Annotated in this window: 10 protein-coding genes and 1 pseudogene; 4 read left to right on the top strand and 7 right to left on the bottom strand. The window is 64.6% G+C overall.

Translation table 11 applies throughout. From position 1 onward, the window contains the following. The 7 genes from ACXDF8_RS17580 to ACXDF8_RS17550 all read right to left on the bottom strand — a co-directional run bounded on the left by ACXDF8_RS17580 (nucleotide 1) and on the right by ACXDF8_RS17550 (nucleotide 8,751). Entirely contained in the window at nucleotides 1-801 is an 801-nt protein-coding gene (locus ACXDF8_RS17580; protein WP_457224562.1) for an ABC transporter permease, read from the bottom strand. Continuing rightward, nucleotides 798-1,553, bottom strand: a complete 756-nt coding sequence (locus ACXDF8_RS17575; protein ID WP_457224561.1) for an ABC transporter permease — start codon at nucleotides 1,551-1,553, stop codon at nucleotides 798-800. Before ACXDF8_RS17575 ends, ACXDF8_RS17580 begins: the two co-directional genes overlap by 4 nt. Further along, on the bottom strand, nucleotides 1,550-2,479 hold the full coding sequence (locus ACXDF8_RS17570) for an efflux ABC transporter ATPase subunit, DrrA-related (protein WP_457224560.1): 930 nt from the start codon (nucleotides 2,477-2,479) through the stop codon (nucleotides 1,550-1,552). The genes ACXDF8_RS17575 and ACXDF8_RS17570 overlap by 4 nt, the downstream gene beginning before the upstream one ends. A gap of 115 nt (nucleotides 2,480-2,594) precedes the next feature. Then, nucleotides 2,595-3,662 (bottom strand): NAD-dependent epimerase/dehydratase family protein, encoded by a 1,068-nt coding sequence (locus tag ACXDF8_RS17565; protein WP_457224559.1) that lies wholly within the window; start codon nucleotides 3,660-3,662, stop codon nucleotides 2,595-2,597. 15 nt (nucleotides 3,663-3,677) lie between these two features. Continuing rightward, nucleotides 3,678-5,876 carry an acyltransferase family protein gene (locus tag ACXDF8_RS17560; protein ID WP_457224558.1) on the bottom strand — a complete coding sequence of 733 codons (2,199 nt, stop codon included), beginning with the start codon at nucleotides 5,874-5,876 and terminating at the stop codon, nucleotides 3,678-3,680. Nucleotides 5,877-5,972: 96 nt separating this feature from the next. After that, a complete protein-coding gene (locus ACXDF8_RS17555) occupies nucleotides 5,973-8,177 on the bottom strand; it encodes an acyltransferase family protein (protein ID WP_457224557.1) in 2,205 nt (734 codons plus the stop codon). Between the two features lie 73 nt (nucleotides 8,178-8,250). Further along, the gene (locus tag ACXDF8_RS17550; RefSeq protein ID WP_457224556.1) at nucleotides 8,251-8,751 is read right to left on the bottom strand and encodes a DUF2505 domain-containing protein; all 501 of its coding nucleotides are present in this window, start codon (nucleotides 8,749-8,751) and stop codon (nucleotides 8,251-8,253) included. A 101-nt stretch (nucleotides 8,752-8,852) separates the two neighbouring features. Here ACXDF8_RS17550 and ACXDF8_RS17545 point away from each other — a divergent pair, with 101 nt between their 5' ends. The 4 genes and pseudogenes from ACXDF8_RS17545 to ACXDF8_RS17530 all read left to right on the top strand — a co-directional run. Then, nucleotides 8,853-9,584: a class I SAM-dependent methyltransferase gene (locus tag ACXDF8_RS17545; RefSeq protein ID WP_457224686.1), complete on the top strand. Its 732-nt coding sequence runs from the start codon at nucleotides 8,853-8,855 to the stop codon at nucleotides 9,582-9,584. Between the two features lie 25 nt (nucleotides 9,585-9,609). After that, nucleotides 9,610-10,878: a glycosyltransferase gene (locus tag ACXDF8_RS17540; protein WP_457224555.1), complete on the top strand. Its 1,269-nt coding sequence runs from the start codon at nucleotides 9,610-9,612 to the stop codon at nucleotides 10,876-10,878. 299 nt (nucleotides 10,879-11,177) lie between these two features. Beyond that, the gene (locus ACXDF8_RS17535; protein ID WP_457224554.1) at nucleotides 11,178-11,405 is read left to right on the top strand and encodes an MbtH family protein; all 228 of its coding nucleotides are present in this window, start codon (nucleotides 11,178-11,180) and stop codon (nucleotides 11,403-11,405) included. Between the two features lie 28 nt (nucleotides 11,406-11,433). Next, nucleotides 11,434-17,215: pseudogene (locus ACXDF8_RS17530) on the top strand (amino acid adenylation domain-containing protein); the annotation flags it as partial.

Genomic DNA, 17,215 nt, shown 5'->3' with positions numbered 1-17,215 from the left:
TCAACCGCGAGCGCCCCCGGATTCGGCGGCGGCACGGTACCCGCGAACAGCCAGTGGACCGACGATCGCGGCGCCGGCAAGTGTCCAGAGCGTCCCCCACAGCAGCGGCCACCACGGGAGGCCACCTTGGGCGAGGGTCCGCATGGTCTCGGTGATCGGCTCCATCGGCTGGAACCGCAGGAGCGGCCACATCCAGGAGGGCAGCGATTCAACCGGCGGAGAGCCTGAGCTCGCGAAGACCGCGGTGATTGCCGGCAGCCCCAGCCAGATGAGGACGGTGCCGTCCTTGGAGCGCGTTGCAAGTGCTATCACTGCCATCGCAAAGACGATAACGACCATCACCGGCACCAACAGAAATAGGAGCAGCGCGAGCCAACTGCCGTGGAAGCGCAGTCCGAGCCCGATGCCGACCAAGGTGATCACGGCAGTACTTGCCAGAGTCCGCGCGGCCTCCGCGATCAGCCTGCCGGTCAGAGCGCTGGCTCGGTGCACCGGCAATACCCACAATTGGCTGATGAGGCCGCCGTCGCGTTCGATCGAAAGGGTGAGTCCGGCCGCGATGGCCCCGGAGAAGGCGCCGGCAATGGCGCACGTCGGCACCAAGCCATAGAGGCTGTCGGTCCCGGTGATTCGGAATATCGACTTGCCAACCAGCAGGTAGTACGTAATCAGCAGGAACGTCGGGAAGAGTATGGATTGGATCGGCACGACTGGCGCCCGGCGCCAGTGGGTGAGCAGCTGGCCCGCGAACACCAAGCTCTCGTTGACGAGCGAACTCCGCAGTGGCGTGTTCGTGGTCATTGGGTCCGCCTCTGCATCCGTATAGCCAGCGCTCCGCACACTACGAACAATCCACCGCACCAGGCGAAGCTGCTCACGAGGTCGCCGACGGCGATATCGCCTGCTGCCAGCTGTCGCAGGGTTGCGGTTATCAGAGAGACCGGCTGGTATTGCACGAACCCGTGTAGCCAGTCCGGAAACGACTCCACCGGCGCCATCCCAGTGGACAGCATGACGAGCAGGAGTTGGGGCACCAACAGGACCTGACTCGTGCCGCCTTCGCTGGCGATCGACGAGCCTGAAAGCCATACGCCGATGGCATCCGAGACGAGTGACAAAGCCAGCGTGAAAGTCATGACGAGCACGACGAACGCCGTCAGATAGCCCAGTCCACCGGTCATTCGGAATCCGAACGCGTACCCGATGCCGATCGTGGCGAGCAAAGCGATCGCTGCTCGGACGAGGCAGTACAGCATGCGCGCTGCCAGGGGTGTCAACGTGGACAGCGGCAATGTGCGGAGCCGAATCCCGAGTTCGGACCGGTGTTCTCGGGCAGCCCGGTCGACGGTGGTCAACGCGCCGAGCAGTGTCACCTGGACGAGGATGACGGGAAGGACATACTGGGCGTAGGTGATGCCACCGGTGTCGATCACGTTGCGCAGCGCGAGATTGAAGATCACGAAGTTGCCGGCCGGCGCCAGAACCGCGAACGGCAAGTCACCGCGCAATGCTTCCCGAACGATGCGTTCGGTCAGGACAGCTACTGCGGTCACGCGGTGACACTGCCTGTGAGATGCAGGAACACCTCATCCAGCGACGGTTTGCGCAGCGAAATGTCCGCTAGCTCGATGTCGAGCTGGTCGACCCGGCGAAACACCTCACTCAATGTGGCAACGCCGTTGGTTGCCAACACCGACACCGTGTTGGCCTCTTCGTCGGCTTCGGCGTCTCTAAGATCAGCGAGTACGGCCAGGATCTTGTGCAGGTCGGCCGGGTCCACGGGACTGACCGTGCAATAGCTGAATCCCATGCGGCTCTTGAGGTCTTCGGACGTGCCGCTGGCGATCACCCGACCGTGATCGATCACGACGATCGAATCGCTGAGCACGTCGGCCTCTTCGAGGTACTGGGTCGTGAGCAGGACGGTCACGCCGTCGGCGGCCAACGCCGACACCAGATCCCACACCGTACGACGGCTGCGCGGATCCAAGCCGGTTGTCGGTTCGTCGAGAAAGAGCACTTTAGGGGGCACCACGAGCGCGGCGGCGATGTCGATGCGCCGCCGCATACCGCCGGAATAGGTGACCACGCGCCGGTCGGCGGCGTGCGCCAGGTCAAACTGGTCGATCAAGGTGTCGGCCCGTGCGCGTGCGTCCTTGCGGCGCATTCCGCGCAGCCGGCCGAACATGACCAAGTTCTCTCGCCCGCTGAGCTGCCAGTCGAGCGCAGCGTGCTGCCCCGTCATTCCGATGGATGCCCGTACCTGGCCGGGCTCCTGAACGACGTCGAACCCGGCCACGATTGCCCGGCCGTAGCTCGGTCGCGTCAACGTGGACAGGATGTTGATCGTGGTGGTCTTTCCCGCGCCGTTGTGACCGAGCAATGCGCAGATCGATCCGGTAGCAACGGAAAAGCTCACGTCCTGCAGTGCCAGGACATCCCCGTCGAATGTCTTTGCTACTCCGTCAAGCTCGATCACAAATATTGACCATAGCGTGAGCAGGGTCGCTTCGGGCGGAGTAGCGACGTCTTCGTCCTAACCGAGAAACTCAAGACAATGACCAATCTCTTGGGGGATCTGATCGGTGGCTTCGCTAGGTTGTTGTTGATTTGGCGATCCAGTCGAGTAGCGCGCGCATACCTTCCTCGAGCGACCACTTCGGACGCCAACCGAGGTCGGTCGTCGCCGGCTCGATGTCACACCGCGCGGCGCGTACGTCGCCGTCACGGAACTTGCCGACCACGACGGGGTCGGGGGCGCCGCAGATCGCCGCGAGTTGCTGTGCGAGCTCATGGATGGTGGTCGGGACACCCGACCCGATATCGACGTAACGAGACGGCGCGGCGGTACTGTCGATCGCTGAGACAAGCCCCTCGACAACGTCATCGATATAGACGAAATCCCGCAGGATCCGGCCGTCCTCGTAGACCTCCAAGGCGTGCTTCTCACGCGCCAGCCGCGCGAAGAGCGCCACGATCCCGGTGTAGGAGTTCGTCAGCGACTGGCCTGGTCCGTAGACGTTCTGCAGGCGCAGAACGCTGAGCTTGGTGTCGTGCGCCGACGTCCACGCCGCCAGGATGTGTTCTTGGGCGAGTTTGGTCGCCGCGTAGATGTTGGTGGGTCGGGGCTCGGTGCGGCTCGCGCTGCTGGCGAGCGGAACGGCGGAATCACCTTTGGGGCCTTGAGGATCCCATACACCGGCGAGTAGCTGAGCATGGCTGCGCGGCTCTGGATAGAACGTCTCGGTGCCGGATCGCCAGGCACCTTCGCCGTAGACGGCCCGCGATGACGCCAGCACCAACTGGTCGGGTACGTGCCCACTGCGGCTCAATGCGTCGAGCAGTTGCGTCGTCCCCACGACGTTGACTGAACCGTGCCGGGTGGCCTCGGAAAGTGACTGTGCCGTGCCGGTCTCGGCGGCGAGATGGACGATCTGCGCTGGCTTGAACATCCGTAGCACAGCGTCGCAGTCCGGTGCGTGGGTGACGTCGCCGGTGAACAACCGCACCGATGTCGGCAGGTCGATGATTGCGCCTTCGGCGTGTACCTGCGGAAGCAGGACGTCCATCACCGCGACGTCATAACCGGCCTCGACAAGTCGGCGCGTGAGCGCGGATCCGATGAATCCGGCTCCACCGGTGATCAGTACAGAGTTGGACAAGGCGAAGCCTCCTGATTAATGGCCGTGTGCCAGCGCGCGGTCGGTCAGCGCACCGATGGCCGGTGCCAACTGCCGGGAGTAGGGGATGGACAAATGGCTCACGTCCATATAGATCAACGTGTTGCCGACGACGACCGGGCAACGGTCCGGGGTGCAGAACAGATCGGAAAGGTCGGCATACTGACCCCCGCCGGTGGCGGTGGCGGCCGCTTCGGCGGCGATGCCGGACTGGTCCACCGCCGATGTCCGCGATAGCGCGCAGGCAGTCGCGTCATCGAGGTGGCCGGAAAGGCAAATCGGCACATTGACATGTGGACTCGCGATTGGGCCCAGCACCAACACCTGGGTGCCGATCTCGCGCAGTGAACGCACAAGCCGAGCCAGGCTTTCTATCCAGGCGGGGTTGTACGCCTTGAATCCGGTCATCATCTCGTCGTAGCCGTATCCGCGGAACACGCTCACGACGACCAGGCGCGGCGGCTGCGCCTTCAGTCGAGCCATGACCGCTGCGCGCCAATTCTGGCAGTACTGAACGGATTCGATCAGACGACGCAGGGCGGTGCCGACGGCGACGTCCATGATCGGGCAGGCTTCTTTGGCCATCAGCTGCAACCGCCAGTGCCGTTGAGCGGCCAACTCCTGGAAGGCCGGAGTCCACATCGCGACATGCGAGTCACCGATCAGGGCGACGGTGGTGTCAGACGAGGTGTCCCCCATCGCGCAGTCGGGCTGGCCGCTCTCGTAGGGCGTCCGCAGGCAGCCGTTGTAGGTGAGGTTTCGCTGCTCGCCGGTCAGATTGTCCAGCGGCGGCGCGAGATTGGACGGCACGGGCTTGTTCGTCAGGGCGGCCGCGAGCGCGGACTGCACCTGGGCGAAGGTCCGCGTGACGGCGGCGTCGTAGGCCGCCATGTCCGAACCCGCCGCCAACGCCGGTGTGATCGTGAAAGCCATCGGAGTGGCCGGGGCGCCACGGCCGACGGGTGTGGGTACTGCCTTCAACAGCCCAAGACCGACGAAGACCGCGACCGCGGTAGCCACCGCACCGAGACCGAGGCTGCGCCAGGGGAAGTCGCGGATCTGCGGGGCGAATCGCAACGGGTTCTCCAGATAGCGCAGCGTCAACCACGCGAGTCCCGCCGCCAGTAGTGCCGCGACGACCCGCTCGGCGAGCTCCAGCGGATGACCGAGCAGCACCGGTGCCAATACCAGCACCGGCCAGTGCCAGAGGTACCAGGAATAGGAGATGCGGCCGACCGCGCGCATCGGCGACGTGCTCAGGAGCTGCCCGCAGCCCTTCGTCGTTGTTGCACAACCGGTTCCGATCACCAGCGCCGCGCCGAGGGTGGGCAGCAGCGCGGCGGTGCCGGGAAACGGCGTCGTCGCGGTGAACCACACACAACCGAGTACGATCAGCGCGAGCCCTGCCCAGCCGCCGACCGCCGCCAGCCGCGGTGACAGGCGTTGCCATTCAAGGGCTGTCAGCGCAACCAGCCCACCGACCGCCAGCTGCCAGGCCCGGGTCGGCAGTGAGAAGAATGCCGCCGGCGGAACGACATAGGTGATCACCAGCGACAGCGCGAACGACATCGCCGCCACCAGTCCCAGGACAATGAGATAGGGGCGCCGCGAGGACGCGATCGCACGCACCCGGTCGCGGCGGAACCGCCGGATCGCCCAGGCGGTGCCGAGCATGAGCGGCGCCCACACCAGATAGAACTGTTCTTCGACCCCCAACGACCAGTAGTGCAGGAACGGCGACGGCGTCAGTGAGTCGGCGAAATAGTTGATGTTGTCGAGAATGAACCAGTAGTTGCCGACGTAGAGCGCACTGGCGATGCCGTCGTAGAGCACTGTGGGCACCCGCAGCGGGGGTAGGACAAGCACCGACACGACCATCGTGATGACGCCGACCGCGGCCGACGCGGGCAGGAGCCGGCGGGCGCGCGCGCCGTAGAACGTGCGCAGGCGCACGCTTCCGGTGCCGCTCACTTCCCGCCAGAGCAATCCGGTGATCAGAAAGCCGGAGATCACGAAGAACACATCGACACCCACGTAGCCGCCACCGATACCCGGCACGGCGGCGTGGAACATGACGACACCCAACACGGCGACGGCGCGCAGACCCTCGATGTCCGGGCGGAAGTAGTCCTGTTCGGAGCGCCGACTTCGCTGTTCTTTGCTAGCTCTGATGCTGTCGGCGTGGGCCAATGTCACCTACCTGCTGAATAAGCGAATACGTCAATTGATTCGAGGCATTCTTACACTCGCGCACAGGCGCGAGAGGTGAATTCGAGAACCGCCTCATGTTGGCTAGCTATGGGCTAACGCGCGGTCAGCGAGAGCCCCGGCTACTGGGGCCAGCGCCCGTGACCACTCCAGCGACATGTGGTTCTCGTCCAGGTAAACGAGGGTATTGCCAACGATGACCGGGCAGCGTTCGGCGGCGCAGAACAGATCGGTGGTGTCGACGTATTCTCCGCCGCCCGCATTGGTCGCGGCTGCCTCGGCGGAAATGCCCGAGACGTTGACCGCGGTGGACCGAGTCGGAGTGCACGCCTGTACGTCGTCGAGAAAGCCCGACAGACAGACCGGCACGTGGAAATGCGGATCGGGGATGGGGCCCAGCACCAGGACCTGCGCACCGGTGGCGCGTAGGCGCTCCACCAGCCGGCCGAAACTCTTGATCCATGCGGCGTCGTACGCCCGGTAGCCGGACAAGGCTTCCGCGGTCCCGTAGCCATGCCACAGACTCAGCACGATCAGCCGCGGCCGCTCCGATTCCAACCGGCGCAGGATCTGACCGCGCCATTCCCCACAGTGTGCAAGGGCCTCGGCCAGGTGGCTCAGCGGATTGGTGATCGGTGCATCCAGTAATGGGCAGGCCCCCTTGGCCAGCAACTCCAAGCGCCAATGCCGTTGTGTGGCGATTTGTCGGAAAGCCGGGGCCCACATAGCGGCGTGCGAATCGCCCACCAGGGCGACTGTCGTCGACGACGAGGTATCGCCCATGGCGCATTCGGGCTGCCCACTCTCGAACGGCTCGCGCAGGCACCCGTTGAACGCCAGAGCCTTCTTCTCGGCAACGGTCTCCAGCAGCGGGGGAGTGAGATTGGCGGGGACGACCGTGAGGTCGGCCGCTGCTGTGACTGCCGCTTGGACCTGGGCGAAGGCGCGCTTCACCGCGGCGTCATAGGCGTCGGCCGGGGAACCTGTGGGGACGGTTGTTCCGGTGAAGTTCGGCGGTGCAGCAGATGCACCGCGCCCGATGGGCGTGGGAACCACTTTGAGCAGTCCGATCCCGACGCAGACCGCGACAACGGTCGCCACTGCGCCGAGCCCTAGGCTGCGCCAGGCGGAGCTGCGGATCTTCGGCGCGAAGCGCAGTGGATTCTCCAGATAGCGCAGGGTCAGCCAGGCGAGTCCGGCCGACAGCAGGGCTGCGATGATCCGTTGGGCCAAGTCGAGCGAATGGCCCAGCGCGAACGGGGCGAGAACGAGCACGGGCCAATGCCACAGGTACAACGAGTAGGAGATGCGGCCGATGGCGCGCATCGGTGCGGACGAGAGCAGAACTGCACCGCCGTGTGTCCTTGTCGAGCATCCGGCTCCGATGACCAATACCGCACCGAGGGTGGGCAGCAGTGCCGCGGCGCCCGGATACAGGGTGGTCGGACTCAGCCACCCGCACGCGAACACGATCATTGCCAGCCCGGCCCAGCTGGCGATGGCGGCAGCTCGCGACGAGAGTCGTTGCCACTGAACAGCAGTCAGCGCGACAAGTCCGCCGGCGCCGAGCTGCCATGCCCGGGTGGGTAGCGAATAGAACGCCGCAGCAGGCAGAACGTAGCTCGACAGAAAGGAGAGCAGAAACGACACCGTGACAACGACGGTCAGGACCGCGATGAACGGGCGTTTGGACACGGCCGATGCGCCGGGTCTGGGACACCGTCGACCTCGACGGGCCATCCGGGTCAGCCACAACGTACCGAGCAGCATGGGCGCCCACACCAGATAGAACTGCTCCTCGACGCCCAGCGACCAGTAATGCAGGAACGGCGACGTCGCCACGTGATTGGAGAAGTAATCGACGCCTCGAAGGAGGAACTGGTAATTGCTGACGTAGAGAGCGCTGGCGATGCCGTCGCCGATGGCAGATCGAGCTTGCAACGGCGGCAACAGGATTGCCGAGGAAACCATCGTGATCGCCCCGACGGTGGCCGAGGCCGGCAACAATCGACGGGCGCGTGCGCCGTAAAAACTGCTCAGTCGCACCCTGCCGGTTCCACTGACTTCACGCCACAGCAATCCGGTGATCAGGAATCCGGAGATGACGAAGAACACGTCGACGCCGACATATCCGCCGCCGACTCCCGGAACGGCAGCGTGAAACAGGACGACCGCCAGCACAGCGACCGCACGCAAGCCCTCGATGTCCGCGCGGAACGTGCCTTTTTCCGATCGTTCCGTCTGCTCGTTCTCGGTAGGACTAACGCTGTGCGCCTGGCGCAAGATCATCTACCTACTTACTGAGCGGCCGCGTCTGTTGGTCGAGGCATTCTTACATTCGTGCACGTCAATAAGAGGAGGTTTAGAAGTGTTCGGCGATCCAGGTGGTGGTGTAGCGCAGCGTCGCGGGGATGCTCTTTGCCAGGCCGGCACCGATAGATTTCTCAAGTTGCCCACCCACCAGCGGAATTCTGACCTCAACCTGCACGGCGGAGCGCAGTTGGGACGCATCGCCGGCGGGAGCCAGCCAATTCGCCGCGCGGCTTGATCCGACGCCGCCCGAAGCAGACACCTTGACCTCGCCGCATACGCGGCCGTCACCGACTTCTCGCCAGGTCTCGCGGTACGTCAGCCTCAGATCTCCGGGTACGACTTTGGCAACCAGGCCCGGCAACACCTGTCGACCGAGGTGCTGGGTGATGTGTATATCGACCACACCGTCTGCGTCGACGACCAGAGAATCCAATGTGGATGCGTTGTCGCCGGCGAGACGGTCCAGCCAGTAGTCCTCACGCCCGAACGCGGCATAAATCGCCTCGACGCTAGCGGCGGAATCACTCACGACTTCGAATGCGTGCGACATAGCCGCCCATTGTTACCTAACGGCCAGTGGGCCGAAACCCCCATGTGCCCGAACCCCTTTGTGGTAAGGATCGTCGCGTGAATATCAACAACGGCCTGGTGATGTTGGCAGACGCAATGCCCGGAGTGAACCGGATCAGGGCCGTTCAACAGGCACTAGCCATGCGGTCGGACCCGGTCTATCTGGAGATCGGCGTCTCCCGCGGGCAGGCATTCCAGCGGATCACCGCCGACGTCAAGATCGCTGTCGACCCGGCATTTCGGCTTACCGAGCGCACCCGTCAGCTCGCCGACGCCAAGGGGCGTATCACGCGGTATTTCGAGACCACCAGCGATGCTTTTTTCCGAGACGAGAAGGAATTTCTCGACCAACATCGGGTCGACGTTGCGCTGATCGACGGGCTGCACACCTACGAGCAGGTAGTGCGCGACGTCGAAAATACGGTGCGCCATCTGAAAGACGACGGTGTCATCTTCCTGCATGACTGCAACCCGCCCTTCGAGCTAGCCGGCCGGCGTGCGCAGTCGTGGGACGAATTCATGGCGCAGCAGTCGGGGCCGTTGAAGATCGGTATCTGGAACGGTGATGTCTGGAAAGCGATCGTTCAATTGCGCAGCACCCGTCCCGACCTCGTGGTTGGCGTTCTCCGGTGCGACCAGGGGGTTGGATTCGTACGGAAAGGCGTTCCCGAATCGACCCTCTCGTACTCGCCCGAGCAGGTGTCGGCGCTGTCTTATGCCGACCTCAAGGCCGACCGCACCCGTCTGCTGAATCTCAAGCCGCCGCGCTATCTCGGCGAGTTCCTCGCCATGAGCGCTTCTTCCCCGCAGTAGTGGCCGCTGCCCGAGAGACAGTTCGATGAAGTTCGTGCTCGCCACGTGGGGCAGTCGAGGGGATATCGAGCCCAGTGCTGCGGTCGGTCGGGAACTGGTGCGCCGGGGCCACGACGTGTCCATGGCGGTGCCGCCCGACCTGGTCGAATTTGCCAAGGCTGCGGTGCCCGACACGGTCGGATTCGGACCGAATTCCCGGTCGGTCCTGGACGCCCACCGCGATTACTGGACCTGCTTTTTCAGTAGTCCGTGGAAAGTCCGGGAGATGGCCAGGGCGCGAGGGAAAATCTCGGGCCCGCTTTTCCAGGGTTGGCAGGACATGAGCGCGACGCTGATGTCACTGGCCGACGGCGCCGACCTGATTTTCACCGGCATCAACTTCGAGGATGCCGCGGCCAACGTCGCCGAGTACCACGGAATACCGCTGGCCACCTTGCACTACTTCCCGCTGCGGCCCAACGCCCGAGTGCTGCCCTTCCTGCCGGCGGCGGTGGGCCGCGCTCTGGTCCGCGCGTTCTGGTGGGCGGCGTGGCGCGGAACGAAGAAGGTCGAGGACACCCAGCGCCGAGAACTCGGCTTACCCAAGGCGACGCACTCCGCACCCCGGCGGATCACCGACCGCGGATCGCTGGAAATCCAGGCTTACGACGAGTCCTGCTTTCCCGGTCTCGCCGCGGAATGGGCCGATCGCGAGCGGCAACGACCTTTTGTCGGGACGCTGACGCTGGAGTTGGGGGCTGAGACCGATGACGAGGTTCTGGCATGGATCGCAAAAGGCAAACCCCCCATTTTCTTCGGCTTCGGGAGCATCCCAGTGGAATCGCCCGCCGACACGATTGCGATGATCGACGCCGCCTGCACCCGCCTCGGCGAGCGTGCGTTGGTCGGCGCCGCCGCGACCGATTTCAGCACTGCCCCGCATTCTGACCGCGTCAAGGTGGTCGGTTTGATGAACTACGCAACCGTTTTTCCCGCCTGCCGGGCCGTTGTCCACCACGGCGGCTCGAGCACGACACCGATCGCGATGCGCGCGGGAGTCCCCCAGCTGATCCTGTTCTGGGATCTTGTCCACGCCGTCTACGGCACCGCGGTCAAGCGGCTGAAGGTGGGCACCGCACGCCGGTTCTCCACCGTTACGGAAACATCGTTGGTCGCCGACCTGAGCACCATCCTCGCCCCGGACTACACGGCCCGGGCGCGCGACCTGGCCACCGGGATGACGGAGCCAGCTATCGCCGCGAAAGTTGCCGCCGACCGTTTGGAGGAGCACGCCCGCGACAACTGCGTCGAGTGACCCGAACGGATCGCCGTCGGCACTGCCGTGCGGTGTTGCTGGCTCTGGCCGCTAACGACCGTAAGCCCGTTGCAGACTTGTTCGCCGCTGCGGCAGTCCGTCGTTGGATGGCTGAACCAGCAGCGCTCAATGCCCAACCGGAAGGAAAGCCGTGGCCACGGGCTCGGAGTGCTGACGATCTAGACGAGGGGTCGCTGTTCGTGATGTGAGTCACAGCGAACTTCGTGACATGCGTCATAGCCAGGAAGTATGGTTTGGAACTTGTTCTACCCATATTGACGAGAGTGTCGGGAGACGCGGTGAGCACCAACCCGTTCGATGATGACGAGGGCACCTTTGTCGTCTTGATCAACGACGAGGAGCAGCACAGCCTGTGGCCGACATTCGCTGACATCCCAGCCGGCTGGCGCGTGATCTACGGCGAAGCGGACCGGTCGGCATGTCTGGATTACATCGAACAGAGCTGGCCGGACATCCGGCCGAAGAGTCTGCGCGACCGGCTGGCGGGTAGCCGAGCCTCCGACTAATTCGACGGGTTTGGGTCTGGGAGACTTGATGGAGCTCAACGAAGACGCGCTTCCGCTTTCGCGCGCGCAGCTGGATATCTGGCTTGCGCAGGAGACGGGTCACAGCGGTACCGACTGGCAAATCGGCATGCTCATGAAGATCGAGGGTCCGCTGGACCGCGACGCCTTCGAGTGGGCGTTGCAGCGTGCGATGCGAGAGGCCGAGCCGGTCCGGGCCGCGTTCTTCGAGGAAGAGGGCAGGGTTTTCCAGCGGGTTATCGATTACCCAGAGATCGATATCGATTTCTTCGACGTGAGCGCCTCGAATGATCCGGAACGCGATGTTCACGAAATCGCCTTGTCGATTCAGCGCACCCCGATGCCATTCACGGGACCCCTTTTCAAATACGCCCTATTTCAGACGGGCCCCGCGGAATCGTATGTGTTCGGGTGTTTCCATCACATCGTCATAGACGGCGCGGGAATCTGGTTGCTCGTCAACCGCGTCGCATCCCTCTACTCGGCCACCATCTCCGGTGATCTGATCCCACCGGCGTTCTTCGGGTCCCTGCACGACCTGCTCGAGTGCGAACTGAACTACGAAGCCTCCGGTGACTATCTCGAGGACCAGGCGTACTGGATTGCGAATCTGCCCGGGGACGGCGCATCCGACAATCGGGCCTCGGCGGATGCCGCCGAGTCCGAATCCGACTGGCGTTCGGCGCCTGTCCAATTGGATGCTGCGGTCCTGCGCCGCGTCGACGAGCTGGCTCAGATCTGGGACATGCCCCGCACTTCGGTCATCACCGCGGCGAGTGCACTTCTGCTGCGCGGGCAGTGCGCCGAGGGCTCCGAGGTGGTGTTCGATTTCCCGGTCAGCAGGCGAGTGCGGCCGGAGTTGAAGACACTGCCCGGAATGGCAGCCGGACTGGTGCCATTGGTGCTGGCCACCCCCGCGCACGCGTCCGTGCGTGATTTCTGTGCTCAGGTCGACACGCGGATCCAGGAAGCCTTGCAACATCAGCGCTTTCCCGTGCACTCGCTGGAGCGCGGTGCGCAGAACGGCCACCGGAAGGTCATCAATTTCTTCCCGGCGGCGTTCTCGCTGGACTTCGGTGGTGCTCCGGCATCGGCATCGATGACCAATTCCGGCCTCGGCGGCAATTCCGGCTTCACCTTCTCCGGACTCGGCGACGAGCTCTTCCTCAGTACCGTGGGTGCGCAGCACCTGTTCGCGGACTGGGATGCCGCCGAGGTGACCAGGCGGCTGGTGCAGATCCTGGTGGCGATGACTGCCGATCCGACGCGGCGGATCTCATCCATCGACGTAGTGGGTCCATCCGAGCGGGATGGCCTTGCCCTGTGGGGCAATCGGGCCGCGCTCGCGCAGCCGCTCGGCACGTCGTTGTCGATCCCCGCGGCATTCGCCGCGCAGGCGGTTCGAGTTCCCGACGCGGTCGCGGTCAGCTGCGCGGGCCAGTCGTGGACATATCGCCGGCTTGACGAAACCTCAAACCGGCTCGCCCACCTGCTGGCAGGTCGTGGTGCGGGGCCGGGCCAGCGGGTGGCGTTGGTGCTGCCGCGCTCAGCTGAGGCGATCGTGGCGATCCTCGCGGTGCTGAAAACCGGTGCGACATATGTCGCTATCGACCCTGCCGTACCGCAGGCCCGGCTGCAGTTCGTGCTCGACGACGCCGCACCGGTCGCCGCGATCACCGTTTCCGAGTTCGGTTCCCGCCTCGACGGCCGCGCACTCGAGATCGTCGACTTCAACGACCCCGCCGTGGACAGCCAACCCGCTACGGCGTTGACGGAGCCCACCGGGGCCGATATCGCATACGTCATCTACACCTCGGGAACCACCGGCACGCCGAAGGGTGTGGCGATACCGCACCACAACGTGATTCGTCTGCTCGACGCCCTGGGCGCCGAGATGGAGTTGGCGGAACAGGTGTGGACCCAGTGCCATTCGCTGGCGTTCGACTTCTCGGTGTGGGAGATCTGGGGCGCCTTGCTCTACGGCGGCCGGGTTGTCGTGGTTCCTGACTCGGTGGTCCGCTCGCCCGACGAGTTACACGCTCTGTTGGTGTCTGAGCAGGTCGATGTCCTGAGCCAGACACCGACCGCGTTCTATGCGCTGCAAAGCGTCGACGCCCCCTTGGACGAGTCGAAGCGGCTAAAGCTGAAGGCTGTGGTGTTCGGTGGGGAAGCCCTTGAACCACATCGTCTTCGGAACTGGCTGCAGAACCACCCGGTGTCTCCGCGCATGATCAACATGTACGGCATCACCGAGACCACCGTGCACGCGTCATTTCGGGAGATCACCCCGGCGGACACCGACAAGGCCGTCAGTCCGATCGGCCATCCGCTGGCCAACCTCGGTTTCGTCGTCCTCGACGGCTGGTTGCAGCCGGTGCCCGCCGGCGTGGTCGGAGAACTGTACGTCGCCGGATCCGGTTTGGCGTACGGCTATGTCGGGCGGGCCGGGTTGTCGGCAACCCGATTTGTGGCATGTCCGTTCGGGCCGCCGGGGCAGCGGATGTATCGCACCGGCGATCTCGTGCGGTGGAGCGCCGATGGTCAGCTGGAGTATGTGGGTCGGGCCGATGAGCAGGTCAAGATCCGCGGCTATCGCATCGAGGTCGGCGAAATCCAGGCTGCCTTCAGCCAATTGGACGGTGTCGAGCAGGCAGTGGTGATCGCCCGTGAGGACCGCGCCGGCGACAAGAGGCTGGTCGCCTATCTCACCGGATCCGCGGACCCGTCGGCGGCGCGGACGGCGGTGGCCGACTCGCTGCCTGCGTACATGGTGCCCGCCGCCGTCGTCGCGATCGACGCGCTGCCGCTGACCGTCAACGGCAAACTCGACATCCGGGCGTTGCCCGCACCGGAGTATCAAGGTGGCGAGTCCTATCGGGCACCTACCGACGCGGTCGAGGAACTCCTGGCTGGTATTTATGCCCAGGTCCTCGGCTTGGCACGGGTGGGCGTGGACGAGTCGTTCTTCGAGTTGGGCGGAGACAGCATCCTGTCGATGCAGGTGGTGGCGCGGGCGCGCGCCGCCGGCGTGCTGTGCCGACCGCGCGATGTCTTCCTCGAGCAGACGGTGGCTCGGTTGGCTCAGGTCGCCCAGGTGGTGGACGCCAACAGCGACCTGGCCACCGACGGAGTCGGTCCCGTGATCGCCACCCCGATCATCCGCTGGCTGGAGAGCCTGGAAGCCGCCGGCAGCCCGGTCGCTCATTTCAATCAGACAGTCGTGGTGCAGGCGCCGGTGGGTACCAGTGAAGCCGACGTGCTCGCGATGCTGCAGCTTCTGCTGGATCGGCATGCGATGCTGCGCCTGCGGGTCGATCGCGACGATGCCGGTGGCTGGTCGTTGGTTGTGCCGGAGGCAGGCTCGGTCGATGCCCGCTCCCGCCTGCACACGGTCGACGTGCTCACTGACGACTCTGTACTGCACGCCGGAACACAGTTGAACCCGGCCGCTGGGGTCATGTTCAGCGCGATCTGGGTGAGAACGACCGGCCGGCTGGTGGCCATCGTGCATCACCTGGCGATCGACGGGGTGTCGTGGCGAATCCTGTTGGAGGATCTGAATTACGCCTGGGTTCAGCACCGCGGCGGTCAGCAGGTCGTGCTGCCCGAGCCGGGAACGTCCTTCGCGCGGTGGGCCTCGCTGCTCGCCGACTACGCCCAGCGCGCCGACGTCGTCGCAGGAGCTGATGTTTGGCGTCAGGTCGCGGACACACCGGCCGCGTTGCCCGTGGTGTGCCCTGAGACGGACACGCTGACCACCTCGGGAAATCTATCGGCATACCTCGACATCGAGACCACCCAGGTGCTGCTCGGGGAGGTCCCGGCGGCATTCCATGCCGGTGTGCACGACATTCTGTTAATCGCCTTTGCTTTAGCCGCAACAGAATTCCTGGGTACCGGTGGCACACCAATCTCGATCGACGTCGAGGGGCACGGCCGCGACGAGGAGTTGGTGGCCTCTGTCGGTGACCACGTTGACTTGTCGCGGACGGTGGGCTGGTTCACCGCCAAATATCCGGTCGCCCTGGAGGTCGGCGGGCTGACCTGGGCGCAGGTGGTGGCCGGTGACGCAAAGCTGGGCGCTGTGGTCAAGGCCGCAAAGGAACAACTTCGCAATCTCCCCGAGGGACTCAATTACGGCGTTCTGCGTTACCTCAACAACGGGGTCGACCTGGATGGATCCGATCCGGTGATCGGATTCAACTATCTCGGACGCCAGGGTGCCACAAGCGCCGAAACGTCCGGAGATGCATGGCAGATCTGCTGGGACGGCTTGGCGAACATCAGTCCCAACGTGAAGCCGCCCATACCGCTGATGCATACCCTGGAGCTCAACGCCGGCACGGTGGACACCGACGCAGGCCCGGTCCTCACCGCCCAGTGGACGTGGGCACCGTCGGCGCTCAAGCAGGCTCAGGTCAATCGGATGAGCCAGCTGTGGTTCGAGGCTCTCTCCGGGATCTGTGCCCATGTCCGAAGCGGTGGCGGCGGTTTGACACCGTCCGATATCGCGGCCTGTCTGACCCAGGAGCAGATCGACGAGCTTCAGCGGCAGTATGCGGATAGCTGATGCTCTGCCGCTGACTCCTCTGCAGCAGGGGTTATTCTTTCACGCCAGCGCGGCGCTGGGTGGGGACGACGTGTACGCGGTGCAGTTGTATGTCGGGTTGTCGGGTCCGTTGGACGTGGATCGGTTGCAGGCAGCGGTGCAGGCGGTGGTGGCCCGGCATCCCAATCTGGCTGCCCGGTTCTCGCAGAAGTTCGCCGAGCCAGTCCAGGTCATCCCGGCCGATCCTGAGGTGCCGTGGCAGTACGTCGCGTTGGACACTGACGACCATATCGACGAGCTCTGCGCTGACGAGCGAATTGCTGTATGCGAATTGGGGAATCAGCCGGCATTTCGGGCGGCCTTGATCCGGACGGCGCCTGATCGCTACCGATTCGTCCTGACCAATCATCACATCGTTCTCGACGGATGGTCACTGCCGATTCTGCTGGGCGAGATCTTCGCCAGTTACTACGGGCAGCGGCTGCCTCCGGCGCCGCCCTACCGGCGATTCGTCAGCTGGTTGACCGGGCGTGATCTCGATCCGGCTCGCGCGGTATGGGGCGAGGTGCTCGCCGGTTTCGATTCCCCGAGCCTGGTCGGGCCGCCGGCCCGGGTGCCGGGAGAGCGGGCTGTTGCGTCGTTTTCGGTCTCGGGTGATACCACGCGGGCGTTGGGGGAGTTGGCGCGGTCGTGTCAGACGACGGTCAGCACGGTGTTGCAGGCGGCGTATGCGCGGGTGTTGATGTCGCTGACGGGTCGGTGCGATGTGGCGTTTGGTACGACGGTGTCGGGGCGGCCTGATGAGGTGTTGGGTGCGGACTCGATGGTGGGTCTGTTGATCAATACGGTGCCGGTACGAGCGAGGATTTGGGCGTCGACGACCACCGTCGAGTTGTTGACGCAGTTGCAGAACGATCATGTCCGGACGTTGGATCATGAGCATCTGGCGCTCAGTGAGATTCATCGGGTGCTTGGTCAGGATCATCTGTTCGACACGTTCTTCGTCTACGAGAACTACCCGATCGATGCGGCGCGATTGTCGGGCGCCGACGGATTGGCTATCACCGACTTCAGCCACCACGAAACGAACCACTACCCGGTGTCGGTGCAAGCCATTCCCGGCGATGAGCTGACGCTGCGGGTGGAGTACGACACCGAGGTATTCGACGCGGCCGCAGTCGCGTCGTTGATCGAGCGGCTCGAGCGGGTCCTGGCCGCGATGATCGCCGATCCCGCAAAGCCG

Source organism: Mycolicibacterium sp. CBM1, from assembly GCF_054073305.1.
Note: the sequence above shows the minus strand (reverse complement) of the source record. Positions and strands in the feature narration are given on the sequence as shown.

Coding starts and splice junctions, on each gene's coding strand:
- ACXDF8_RS17580 (WP_457224562.1), bottom strand. CDS start 801: ATGACCACGAACACGCCACTGCGGAGTTCGCTCGTCAACGAGAGCTTG.
- ACXDF8_RS17555 (WP_457224557.1), bottom strand. CDS start 8,177: ATGATCTTGCGCCAGGCGCACAGCGTTAGTCCTACCGAGAACGAGCAG.
- ACXDF8_RS17550 (WP_457224556.1), bottom strand. CDS start 8,751: ATGTCGCACGCATTCGAAGTCGTGAGTGATTCCGCCGCTAGCGTCGAG.
- ACXDF8_RS17545 (WP_457224686.1), top strand. CDS start 8,853: ATGTTGGCAGACGCAATGCCCGGAGTGAACCGGATCAGGGCCGTTCAA.
- ACXDF8_RS17540 (WP_457224555.1), top strand. CDS start 9,610: ATGAAGTTCGTGCTCGCCACGTGGGGCAGTCGAGGGGATATCGAGCCC.